The 10,603-nt window shown below is 57.2% G+C and carries 17 protein-coding genes and 1 pseudogene; 6 read left to right on the top strand and 12 right to left on the bottom strand.

The genetic code is table 11. The annotated features are described in order from the left end of the window. Positions 1-299, bottom strand: a 299-nt coding sequence (locus CO660_RS16875) for an ATPase inhibitor subunit zeta (protein ID WP_097599686.1), incomplete at its 3' end; no start/stop codon positions are given. Next, positions 296-589, bottom strand: a complete 294-nt coding sequence (locus CO660_RS16870) for a hypothetical protein (RefSeq protein WP_097599685.1) — start codon at positions 587-589, stop codon at positions 296-298. The genes CO660_RS16870 and CO660_RS16875, both read right to left, overlap by 4 nt. Before the next feature lie 458 nt (positions 590-1,047). Between CO660_RS16870 and CO660_RS16865 the strand changes: the two genes are divergently transcribed. Further along, positions 1,048-1,401 (top strand): hypothetical protein, encoded by a 354-nt coding sequence (locus CO660_RS16865; RefSeq protein ID WP_097599684.1) that lies wholly within the window; start codon positions 1,048-1,050, stop codon positions 1,399-1,401. A 39-nt stretch (positions 1,402-1,440) separates the two neighbouring features. Here CO660_RS16865 and CO660_RS16860 read toward each other — a convergent pair whose 3' ends face one another. After that, positions 1,441-1,656, bottom strand: coding sequence for a hypothetical protein (locus tag CO660_RS16860; RefSeq protein WP_097599683.1), 216 nt, complete (start codon positions 1,654-1,656; stop codon positions 1,441-1,443). A gap of 259 nt (positions 1,657-1,915) precedes the next feature. Between CO660_RS16860 and CO660_RS16855 the strand changes: the two genes are divergently transcribed. The 3 genes from CO660_RS16855 (at position 1,916) to CO660_RS16845 (ending at position 3,744) form a co-directional block, all read left to right on the top strand. Then, on the top strand, positions 1,916-2,359 hold the full coding sequence (locus CO660_RS16855) for a hypothetical protein (RefSeq protein ID WP_097599682.1): 444 nt from the start codon (positions 1,916-1,918) through the stop codon (positions 2,357-2,359). Positions 2,360-2,831: 472 nt separating this feature from the next. Further along, the gene (locus CO660_RS16850) at positions 2,832-3,140 is read left to right on the top strand and encodes a hypothetical protein (protein WP_097599681.1); all 309 of its coding nucleotides are present in this window, start codon (positions 2,832-2,834) and stop codon (positions 3,138-3,140) included. 292 nt (positions 3,141-3,432) lie between these two features. Next, complete coding sequence (locus CO660_RS16845) at positions 3,433-3,744, top strand: hypothetical protein (RefSeq protein WP_097599680.1); 312 nt, start codon at positions 3,433-3,435, stop codon at positions 3,742-3,744. An 88-nt stretch (positions 3,745-3,832) separates the two neighbouring features. Here the strand turns inward: CO660_RS16845 and CO660_RS16840 are convergent, their stop codons facing one another. From CO660_RS16840 to CO660_RS16800, 9 genes and pseudogenes are all read right to left on the bottom strand, one after another. Beyond that, on the bottom strand, positions 3,833-4,072 hold the full coding sequence (locus CO660_RS16840) for a cold shock domain-containing protein (RefSeq protein WP_176536299.1): 240 nt from the start codon (positions 4,070-4,072) through the stop codon (positions 3,833-3,835). 123 nt (positions 4,073-4,195) lie between these two features. Further along, positions 4,196-4,822, bottom strand: coding sequence for a thiamine phosphate synthase (locus tag CO660_RS16835; protein WP_097599679.1), 627 nt, complete (start codon positions 4,820-4,822; stop codon positions 4,196-4,198). A gap of 100 nt (positions 4,823-4,922) precedes the next feature. After that, positions 4,923-5,166: pseudogene (locus CO660_RS16830) on the bottom strand (GSU2403 family nucleotidyltransferase fold protein); the annotation flags it as partial. Between the two features lie 30 nt (positions 5,167-5,196). Continuing rightward, positions 5,197-5,484, bottom strand: coding sequence for a hypothetical protein (locus CO660_RS16825; protein WP_176536298.1), 288 nt, complete (start codon positions 5,482-5,484; stop codon positions 5,197-5,199). Between the two features lie 62 nt (positions 5,485-5,546). Further along, positions 5,547-6,611 carry a fatty acid desaturase gene (locus CO660_RS16820; protein WP_097599677.1) on the bottom strand — a complete coding sequence of 355 codons (1,065 nt, stop codon included), beginning with the start codon at positions 6,609-6,611 and terminating at the stop codon, positions 5,547-5,549. Between the two features lie 65 nt (positions 6,612-6,676). Continuing rightward, positions 6,677-7,048 (bottom strand): DUF6481 family protein, encoded by a 372-nt coding sequence (locus CO660_RS16815; protein WP_097599676.1) that lies wholly within the window; start codon positions 7,046-7,048, stop codon positions 6,677-6,679. A 168-nt stretch (positions 7,049-7,216) separates the two neighbouring features. After that, entirely contained in the window at positions 7,217-7,426 is a 210-nt protein-coding gene (locus tag CO660_RS16810) for a cold-shock protein (protein WP_097599687.1), read from the bottom strand. Between the two features lie 226 nt (positions 7,427-7,652). Next, the gene (locus CO660_RS16805) at positions 7,653-7,895 is read right to left on the bottom strand and encodes a hypothetical protein (protein ID WP_097599675.1); all 243 of its coding nucleotides are present in this window, start codon (positions 7,893-7,895) and stop codon (positions 7,653-7,655) included. Between the two features lie 66 nt (positions 7,896-7,961). Next, the gene (locus CO660_RS16800) at positions 7,962-8,159 is read right to left on the bottom strand and encodes a hypothetical protein (RefSeq protein ID WP_097599674.1); all 198 of its coding nucleotides are present in this window, start codon (positions 8,157-8,159) and stop codon (positions 7,962-7,964) included. Positions 8,160-8,795: 636 nt separating this feature from the next. On the opposite strand from CO660_RS16800, the gene CO660_RS16790 reads away from it, so the two are divergent. Together CO660_RS16790 and CO660_RS16785 are read left to right on the top strand one after the other, a co-directional pair. Next, complete coding sequence (locus CO660_RS16790) at positions 8,796-9,569, top strand: hypothetical protein (protein WP_097599672.1); 774 nt, start codon at positions 8,796-8,798, stop codon at positions 9,567-9,569. A 627-nt stretch (positions 9,570-10,196) separates the two neighbouring features. Beyond that, positions 10,197-10,463, top strand: a complete 267-nt coding sequence (locus tag CO660_RS16785) for a DUF1488 domain-containing protein (protein WP_097599671.1) — start codon at positions 10,197-10,199, stop codon at positions 10,461-10,463. The last annotated feature ends 140 nt before the right edge of the window (positions 10,464-10,603 follow it).

Below are 10,603 nucleotides of genomic sequence, written 5' to 3'. Positions count from 1 at the left end.
TGCTGCATGGCGGCGACGCTCAAAGCCTCCATGCGTTCCCGCAAGGCTTGCTCATCGAGATTCTTGCCCGCCGAGCGTAAATCTGCCAGGATCTTGGCAATCACGCCCTCATCGTCAGCGCCTGCCATCCTGACATCGAAGATCTCCCCGGCATAGGCTTCGGCATCGGCAGTGCCCGTCATGCCGCAGATCCAGACCGCCAGCAGGCGGTCGCGGCGCGATCGCACCTTGAAGGCAATTTCCGAATTCAGGAAATAGATCTGCTCCAAGGCTTTCTCACGGTCTTCGATGGCATTCATCGGGACAGCTCCTCAGTCGCATTCGTTGCTGCCAAGAGATCAGCGAGCGCCGTCGGCTCGATCCGGACGATCCTGCGCAAGCGGTTCCCCTGAGCAATCGACGGCAGATGGATGTAGGTTGCGACGCGGCGGTAGGCAAGCCAAGACAGACCTTCGATCGGCTCTTCATCCTGCGCGATCTTGTAATCGCCGGCCGGATGCATCTCGCCAGCCAGATCGGGCAGCGCGAAAGGGGCGGAGAAGTGCACGATGGTGTTCGTCGTGCGTGTAGATGATATGTCCATGGACATGGTGACAGGCTCCAGTTGAATACGGTCAGCCAAGCGCGTGATTACTTCCTACAGGGCATTGGCAGAGCGATCGGAATTCAGGCCGATGATGGCCCGCAAGCTTCTGGCACCTGCGAGAGCCACAGGGCCAAACGACATAGAGATTCCTACGCCCCAATTGCGTCGCAACTGGGATGAAATGCTAAACTGAAGGTTTTGTTCAAGCTCGATTGGCAAGATCTGGAATTATAATATTATTGGTTGATGGAACTAAATTGAACTAATCTTCAGTAATGACCTATTTGCCTTTTTATTGTGTTATTTTCCTGAAATATAAGATGCTGCAATTCCAAGATCGGATTTGCGAAAATATGCGCCACCTTAGCCAGCCCGCTCGACACGCAGGAGGCCCGCCGTAAAAGGGCGTCGCTGCGTGAACGGCAGGCTCGTGGCCTCACAATAAAACGGAGGGCATTCAAATGTCGAAACATAACAACGCCAAGCGCTTTGCTGCCCGTGATCGCGACGACGCCAACGGAACGCGCCCGGATGGCAATCCCTCGGCCAAGGAATTGATCGCCCATGCCGTCGCCGCACGCACCGACCTCGCCATGCCGTCCGAGGAAGCTCGCGCAGTTGACGAACGCCGTGAAGCAAAGAAGCAGCGGCTCTCAAAGCGCCAACGCACTGAGGTCGATGACAAGAGCATGGGTGTCCGGGACCTTCCCACAATGAGAGAACTCGAGCAGGCGCGGACCGATCACAGCCGGAAGATGGCCAGCCAGGAAGCTGAGAGGCGTGCCGAGGAGCCTGACGAGAAGGCTGCGGAGTGAACAAGCGGGAAGCCCGTCAACCGCCCCGAGTGCGCAGGCTCAGCGTTCCAATCGGATCGACGCTTGAATCAGATCCTGATGGAAGCAATGCTTGCGTAGATCCTCTGTCAATTTGACCAGCCTTTCGTTGGCCAGCCCAGCGGGCTCGCCTCGCGTCAGCATTCCGTCGATCAGGCTCTGCTGAGCGCAGATCATCTGCCGGTCGATAGTCACCTGCCGGCGCGCGAGTTCCAGGTCCTTTGGGGAATAGGTCATGAGAGACTATATCATACAGGCAGATGAAAGTACGATTCAATTCGGAGCCGCCTCGGTACTATCGCGGCCGCCAGGTGAGTTGATATCGCTGAACGAGCCGAGGAGAGCCCGCGCCTCTCCCCCCGTGACCTAGTAGCTCCGCAACGAGAATTATATGGTTGCTTGGCACTGCGTTCGCCGCTTTCGCCTTGGATAAGGCGCAATAGAGGCGCATGTTAGCATATCGGCAGCCAATGAAACGGGCGCTGCCGATCAAGGGGTGGCTCCCTTCGCCCCAATCAAGGGAGGACAAGATGTCTTCCACCTTCAAGCACTCTTCCCATATCGCGGCATATGGCGACTTCTTATTCAGGGCTTCCATCCTGGCGAGCTTCGCCGTCATCATCAGTTTAATTTTGAGAGGCTGGTTATGGTAGTAATCATCACAACCGGAATTCCGACGAAACGCGACGAGAATTGGCGGCTCCGGTCCATCCTCAAGCGCGCGGACTACGCGACGACAGATCTCGTTGCTTCAGAACATGGCGACCATCACGAAGAGGTGATGATGATAAGGCGCATCAAGGCGGCGACGATTCCCGCGCCCGCCTACCCCTCTTCGAGACGGCGGAAGCTGCATGCCGATCCTGAGGCTTTGGCATCATGGGAAAACGAAGGGGGCGCCACGCGAGATGTGGACGCGCCTACGGACAAGAAGAATTGATGACCCGCGAGGCAATTGAGCATGGAATGCCGGATTGGCGATCAGGCTCGGTGGTCGAAAGCCCAGCCCCTCTTAGTCTTTGGTGATGCTGAAATTCTGCCCAGTGGTATGTTGCAAAGACCTGCAGCGATCATGCCGTCGCAGGCGTGATGTCCGCATTCTGTCGCATTGCTCCAGCTCGGAAAGAGGTGATCGAGCGATTTCCGGTTCACCGACTTCATTCGGAGTTCGGACGGCATGTGCGTAGGTCCTTCTACGTCCTTCTGGCCCTGATGATTGAACCTGGAAAGAGATGATTGCGAAAAATCACCACATTGGGACGCACAGGTCTGACCGCTTTCTCCTCATCCCACAATATTCAGTTTGCCAGCCGTATCGATTAGGCGCATGGTAGGTCTTCAGTAGCTGTTTCTCAGGGCGCTACTGCGTGGAGGTCGGTTTCTGCCTTCGCCCCAAATTGAAGGAGGACAACATGTCTTCCAATCTCAACATGTCTGTGCGGACCTCTGACCTGGCTGTATTGCAGGGCGTCCTTGACGACGCAGGATACGATTGCACAAGTAGCCTTGCAGACCCGAAACATTACAACGTTGCCGTCAGACTGCTGTTCAAGCTTTATCACGACGGAATGACCTCGCCCGCCGCGCTCTCTATCGAGCTCAGCCGGCACTTCGGAAAAACACCACTGTCCTCGAAATCATCCGCGGAGTTCGAAAACAATCGCAAGCGGATTCAGGGTATCCGTTCAGCCGTTAAAGTTAGGTCGCCTACCGGCGCCTGAACAGACCGTGTTGGGTAACTTCTCGCAAAGCTCATTCGACGAAGGCCTTACAACGCGATGGAGGGTTGCATGCCGGCGCCGTTCGAACAGCTAGACGACCTTCTCATCGCCCCCGGCGCAAGCGTCGGAGGCGCAGGAAGTCATTGACTCTCCGTGCCATGTGCACGGCGCCGGATTGCGCCGGCGGTCCAAGCCGTTCACTCAAGACCTTGCTGCTGCGCTTGCGAAACCATAATGCGCAACAGCGCGCCGGCAAGCGGCACAATAATAGGCACCGTCAGAGGAGGCTAGAATGCCAGAAGCACCAAACGAATTTGCGGCCAGTCCAAACGGAGACAAATGGTATCTCGAACATAACGAAACAGCGGACCAGCATACTGTCATCCATCGCGCCAACGATGCCTCCGGCGGCACTGTGACGAGATGGCCGATTTCGAGCTTTCTGGAGCACTTCGGCGATCATCCGCAAGGTCAGGCTCTTCGCGATGCATTGCACGATGCTGGATCAGCTGAACAGGAAGTACCGAGTGAACATACGCCCGTTGTGCAGAAACTGGTGACTTCTTTCCCTTGGTCGCGCAAAACGCAACCCGTTGAGGATTGAGTACGCTCTCACTTACCTGAAAGGGTAGCCCCACGGGCGGTCTCAGGCTCGATCATATCCAAGCGATGTCAGCAGGGTCGTCGAAAAATTACTGGCGCGGTCCTTGACGAGGCCCTCCGTCCACTCGTCTGTACCCCTTCAAGCAGACTGAAGATTGCCAGGCCGACATCTTGCCGGACTTGTCGTCATGCTCCAAGTCGTAGCCGTTCTTCTGGCCTTTGACGATTTCGCGCACGCCAGCGCGTTCCACGGCAGAAATATGGACGAACGCGTCCCGGCCGCCGTTGTCAGGCTGAATGAAACCGAGCTCATTAGTGGAATTGAACAGATCCGGCGTCCGCCTCGCAAGCAAACGGAGCAACCGAAAAGTCGAATTTCGTGACGTAGTTGAGTATATGGATAATACCCGCGCCGGCAGGATCGAAGGCTTCCCCGTTGCCGGCGGGATGTATCAACCTTCATCCTCATTCGCGCGCCGCCACGGCGCGGTTGCGGCCAGCCATTGCCGCGTGCGGGCCTCGGGATCCGCGTTGCGGGTGATATCGGTGACCACGGCAGCACCATCGGCGCCTTTTTCCAGCACCAGCGGCGCGCGTTCGGCGGTGATCCCCCCAATGGCGACGAGCGGTATCGCGCCGACGCGCCGGCGCCAGTCCGCAACACGTTCAATGCCTTGCGGCGCCCATTTCATCTGTTTGAGAATCGTCGGCCAGACCGGTCCGAGCGCAACGTAATCCGGCTCTGCCGCCAGCGCCGTCTCCAACTCCAATATATCATGCGTCGAAAGGCCGAGCTTCAGACCAGCACGACGAATGGCATTCCTGTCGGCGGCTACCAGGTCTTCCTGCCCGAGATGAATGAAATCGCATCCCTCATCGATTGCCAGCTTCCAATGGTCGTTGACGACCAATTGGCAAGCCGCTGCCGCGCAGGCAGCCTTCGATCGCCGGATCTGCTCGCGAAGCACGGAGTCGGGGCAATCCTTGATGCGCAGCTGGACGAGTTTGACGCCGAGTGGCACGAGACGCTCGATCCATTCGGCGCTGTCGACGATCAGATAGAAGGGGTCGAGCTTCACGAGAACACTGCCTTTCCGATAACGGGAGTGGATGGGACGGCGATATCGCGTGGCTCCAGCGGTACGGCCCCAGCATTCGTACCCGGGCTCAAATATTTGGTTGCCACGCAAGCCCGCGCTCCGATGCGTCGTTGTAGACGAGCGCCAAGTCGGCAGATCGCCTTGTCTGCTGCAGGGCTTCAAAGAGCAGCGCAGGTTGACCAACGTCCTTCTTGCGCTCGCCACCCCTGCCCGTCAGTGTGTCGGCGGCTGGCGACTATGAGCTTGCGGACCGCATGCCGGAGTGGATCAGGGACGACGACTGGGACACCGCTCCGGTGGAGCAGCATTGTCCTGACGGTTTCTGCTGTCGCGGGCGCTGCAACTGACCGGATTTATTTATGCTTCAGCAGCCACATCTTTCCGGCCATCGTGATGCCGTGCGGCGAGATGGCTGGGTCGGCGTCGGGATCGAGGGTCTTGAGAAGACCGCTGATTCTCAATTCGCCTACCGTCGCCGTTGTTGCGAACTTGATTGCGATCGGCCGCTCCTGAAAGCGATCGGCTTTGGCGAAGGTAATCGTCGCATTGAGATGCGTCCACTTCTTGCTCTCCTGAAGGTACAGGTCCCCATCCCTTGCAAGTTTCAAGCCTCTGATCTGGGGAGGCGTCAAAGTGACCATCAAAGCGGCCGTATTGGGACTTGTTTTGGCGGTCGTACTCATCTTGGATCCTAACATGCTATTCAAACGATCCGCATAAAGCGGTCAGATATCGATGGGCCGAGGCTCTCGGCCTCTCGGAAGGAGATGAGCCTGCCGCTCTGTTCATCCCACAAAGCAAGCCGGACACATTCGAGGCTTTGCCGAAGGGTGACGCGGCCGATAGCCACCAACTCGGGGTGATTGCGCAGGACTTCCGGAAGCCGGTAATACGGAATGCGGCTTGAAAGGTGGTGGATGTGGTGGATACCGATATTCCCGGTCAGCCATCGAAGCACGAGCGGAAGATCATAATGTGACGCGCCGTGAAGAGCGGCCCGCGGAAATTTCCATTCTCCGGTCTTCGACCAGTGCGTTTCCTCGAACTGATGTTGGACATAAAATAGCCAGACGCCGGCTGCCCCTGCCAGCAAAACGATCGGCAGATGCACCAGCAGGAGGGGGATAGGCCCAATCGTCCACATTAACAGGCCGACTACGATCGCGATCGCTACATTCGTGGCCATCGTGGAAACCCAAGGCAAGGCTCCCGCCTGCATCATCTCGATCGGCAGGCGTTGCTTGAAGATAAAGAGCCAGGCGGGTCCAATGCCGAACATGACGATCGGATGCCTGTAAAGTCGGTAGGCGAGTCGCCCGGTTCGAGAACGGGCGCGATATTCCTCGAGCGTCAAGGTCGTGATGTCGCCGATGCCACGTTTATCAAGATTGCCCGCAGATGCATGATGTTCCGCATGTGTTTGCCGCCAATAATCGTACGGCGTTAGGGTCAAAACGCCGAGTGCCCGTCCTGTCCACGTATCCAGCTTTCGCCGGGCGAAGAATGAACCGTGCCCGCAATCGTGCTGGATCATGAATAACCGGAGCAGGAAGGCGGCGGCTGGCAGGATCAGTATGTAGCCGGGCCAAAAGTCTTGCAGCAAAGAGGCATATGCGCCGACCCATAGCAGCGCGAATGGGACAGCTGTCACAGACAACTCGAACGCGCTGCGCCAAAAGCTCGGTTGCCGGTATTTCGCGAGGATCTTCAGCCACGCACCGGCGGAGTCTTCAAACGGCTCGTGCAACTGGCCGGCTTGGCTTCTCATAGGTTTTCTGATTCCTTTGGGACGACGATGCAAATTGGCAGGAGCCACGGTCGGATGTTCATCCGTCAAGCGCGACGAGCCTTACGTGCGGCATAACGCCGGTCGCGCTCGGCCTTGCGTGCCGCTTCATCGGCGACGACACGTGCGATTCGGTTATTGGCTTCCAATTGGCGAGCCTCCGCCTCTGCTCTTTGATGAGCCTCGGCAACATCGGCTAATGCGGCAGCTTCCTGAAGGAGGCGGTCATTTTCCGCCGCCTTCATCGCATCGCGCTCGGCGCGACGCGCGGTCCTGGCCGAAGCAATTGCCGCCAACCGTTCTTGCATTACAGGGTCGGTCGGCTTCGGAGCCGACTCAAATTTTGCAATCAGCTGACGTCTGGCGCCTTCGGCGGACTTACGACGTTCTGAAAAGGGGGTGTCGCCTGAGTGTTTCAATCGATGTCCTTGCCCAACAGAATAGTCCAGGCCGCTACGCTTCAAGACATACGAGCGGTCGGGCGCTGTTCACTTCTTGAATGAAAAAGGCCAGACATCTGCCTGGCCTTCAACTGCCCTTGCCAGCCACGCCAGTACATCCGTGGTCGCAGCGGCTATAAGAGCTTTTTAGGCCGCTTGGAGCTGGCCTGCAGACATTTTGCCGGACTTGCGGTCATGCTCCAAGCGAAAGCCGAGCTTCTGGCCTTCAGCGATTGAACTCATTCCCGCGCGTTCAACGGCAGAGATGTGAACGAAGACGTCGGCGCTCCCGTCGTCAGGCTGTATGAAGCCAAAGCCTTTGGTGGCGTTGAACCATTTTACTGTGCCAGTGGTCATGATAAACCCTTTCATCGGCATACATTTAATCGCCCGCCGAGCGGCGCGCGGCGGTGTTTCGACTTTTGAAGGGAGAGTTGATCAAGAGGCGCAGAGCGCAGCCAAACAAATATCGGCAAACAAAGTATCGATGTCTGCAGGGATAGACTGGAGATCCTTCCCCGTCAACCTCTTGTTCTCACCTTCTCGCAATTTCCACTTCTGCGAGCAATCCCGTGTGATGCGTTTAAGGTCGGCGCGTCAGCGGATAAGCGTCGGCTTCATAGAGTTTGCGCATCTGCAAACCATCGAAGCGCGCCTCCTCGACTTCGAGCACGGATCCACGAAGGAGAGAAGCCGGCATGTCCTCGATCGCAAAGCGAAGAGCTTCGGCGACGGAATCGAACCTCTTGTAGACGAGGCTGCCTCTTCTGTTGATTGTCTTGCACGGGTAAAGCCCCGCGCCGGCATTATAATCGAAAACGGTCATAACCTAATCCTTGCGGCGTGAGCGATCGTCGAGGACAGTCGATCTTTGCCGTTCCATCTTGCGGTATCAACGGAAAAAAGAAGCCAGTCCAACCGTTCCAGCAGTCCGTTTTTCGAGACGCTGCTGCATCTCGGCAAGCTTCGTCGCGCGCCTCCGGAGAGCTTGCCTGCTGAGGAAATCCTGCAGCTTTGCTGCATCCGATCCTTGTTCTGGCTTGGAGCGCTTGAACATGCTTTCGGCGGCATGGCGGGTGGTGTTGGTCATTATGGCATCCTCAGTGTGGCTGCGGGACGAATACATCCGGAACAAACCGCTCCAGCCAGTATGGCGGAGTTCGCAACGTTCGCAAAATCAGGGTTTGCCAAGCAACCGACGCAGCCGGGAGGATCAGGTAGCCGAAAGGCTGAAAACGTGCCCTGTATGTAAGGTTTCAATCAGCCTCATTCAAGGCACCACATGAATAGCAAAAGCTTGCTTGCCAAAGGCGGAAATGAAGTCCAGGGTGCGATGTCGGCTGCAACTGGTCAGGGCGCTGCCGCCTGAGGGACAAGAGCGCGCCCTAGCCCCGACAAGAGGAGGACGCGATGACGTCCCGATCCTCGCATGCCTGCTTCCTGCTCTACTTCCAGAAAATGCTCCTGAACGCCAACGGCGAAAGCAAGCGCAAACCAGGCAATCGGACAGTGCATGGTCCGCAACAGAGGACAGCTTCATGGCTCGTCACCTGTCGGTCGCGGGATGTGGGCCGGCGCGCCCATTTTTCCTGAGAAAGCTCCCGAGAAAAAGCCAAGGCTCTGGTAGCGTCGCACGGTATCTGTCCTTCCCTCTTTACTGCCCTTCAGCGTTATATCTTGGAATTAGGACCAGGAGATCGCAGATGCAGGCCTTTGGAGACAACTTATGCGCCAATCATATTACAGGGCGCTGGCCCTAATGATGACCATCCCCCTGCATTCTGCATCGGGACTCAGCTCCTCGGCGCTCGGCCAGACCTCAAGGTCGGTGCCTGAAAATGCCCAGGCAAGCCGCTATGGCCTCGGCTGGGAATGCAATCGTGGTTTGCGAAGGCAGGATGACGCCTGCTTTAAGGTGAAGCTTCCCGACAACGCGTTTCTGACGAACTCCTCCTTTGGCAAGGGCTGGGATTGCCATTACGGCTTTCTGGAGAAGGGGAACCAGTGCCTCACCGTCCAAATTCCGGACAATGCATATCTCGACCCATATTTCGGCGATCGCTGGAGATGCCTGCGTGGATACCGTCAAACCAATGTGGGTTGCGACCCTATCAAAGTCCCGGAGAAAGCATTCCTGTCCGATAATACCACAGGATCCGGCTGGGAATGCGAAAGAGGTTATCGCGCGCTACAACAAGCATGTCTCAAGCTCGAACTCCCCGCCCACTCATATCTGACATCCGCCGGAAATGAGTGGAGGTGTGATAGAGGCTTTGAAAACAAGGATCAGACGTGTGTCGCTGTCGAGGTTCCGGAGAATGCCATCTTCATCGACGCGCCCCACGGACTGAAATGGAAGTGCGACCGCGGCTTCGAGCCGAGGGGCAATCAATGCCTGCAGCTCAAGCTTCCCGAAAACGCACATCTTAACTCGACGGGCAACGGATGGGACTGTAATCGTCCGTACCAGCTTCGCGGTGGTGCCTGCATGATCGAATGACAATCAGTTGAAGTCTACCTCGGTGCCTCCCTCGCCGTCTAAATAGCTGATGATTTTTCACTCTGCTTGTTTTTTCTATCGGAAAGCAAACGGCTGGGCGCCTAAGACGGAAACTCCAGAAGAGCGACGAGATTACTGTCAGCGCGTAAATGAAAACTTCCAATTCCGACACTATATCGTCATCATAACAGCGGGTATCACGATGAACCGTCTGCAGGAGTTTTCGATCAGACCAAATGGGGATCGATGGTGCGAAACGCGGACGCCGTAGAAAGGTTTCATAACCTGCCCCCCTTCGGCCCGAACGCGATGCTCTCGTCGCAGCCCTCCTCAAGCGCAGACGACAGATTCCAGCCAGCCACGAACTCTCCTCTGACCCTACATTGCAATTCGAGGGCCGCGCCCCATATTTCTTAGGACCGGAGCTGCGAAGGAGCAGCCGTCGTTCCGGGATTCCGGCATACCGACAGCAGGAAGCCGGACAGGAGGAAGGTCTCCTGCATCTGTAGCACAGCGGCAACCTGACCAGCCCTGCCGCGCCTCAGTGAGCCCGGCGGAAGTTCAATGGCATACTTTGCGCCAGTCCAGTTTGACTTGGCATGACCAACCCCTCCGGGAGAGAAATGCGTGACACTGACCTTTCCCAATAGAAGCCGCAGTTTTGACGAGAGCCGCAATGCCGTTCGCTTCTCTGGATATGACGGCATGTTCGAGGTGCGGTTTTTGATTGAAGCCAATGCCTTGCGGACCGCAAGCCAGGCCGCCCGCTCCGAAGACGAGTGCTTGAGAGCCTTTGATATGGCGCGCGAGGCCATTCTGGATGCGGCCACCCATGCCTACGGCCGCGGCTGCAAGGACCGACATACCCTGACGGCGCGGGATATCCGCCGATAGCCTATTACACCCGAAAAGGGCCGCGCAGGAGGCGAAACGATGTCAGTCGACAGAAAACATCTCAGCGTCGCGAGCCGCGTAGCAACCCACCATCCCGACCAGGACGATCTTGAATCGGCGGTCTACAGCGCGCTTGCCGA

The organism is Rhizobium sp. L9, from assembly GCF_002531885.1.
GTDB lineage: Bacteria > Pseudomonadota > Alphaproteobacteria > Rhizobiales > Rhizobiaceae > Rhizobium.
Note: the sequence above shows the minus strand (reverse complement) of the source record. Positions and strands in the feature narration are given on the sequence as shown.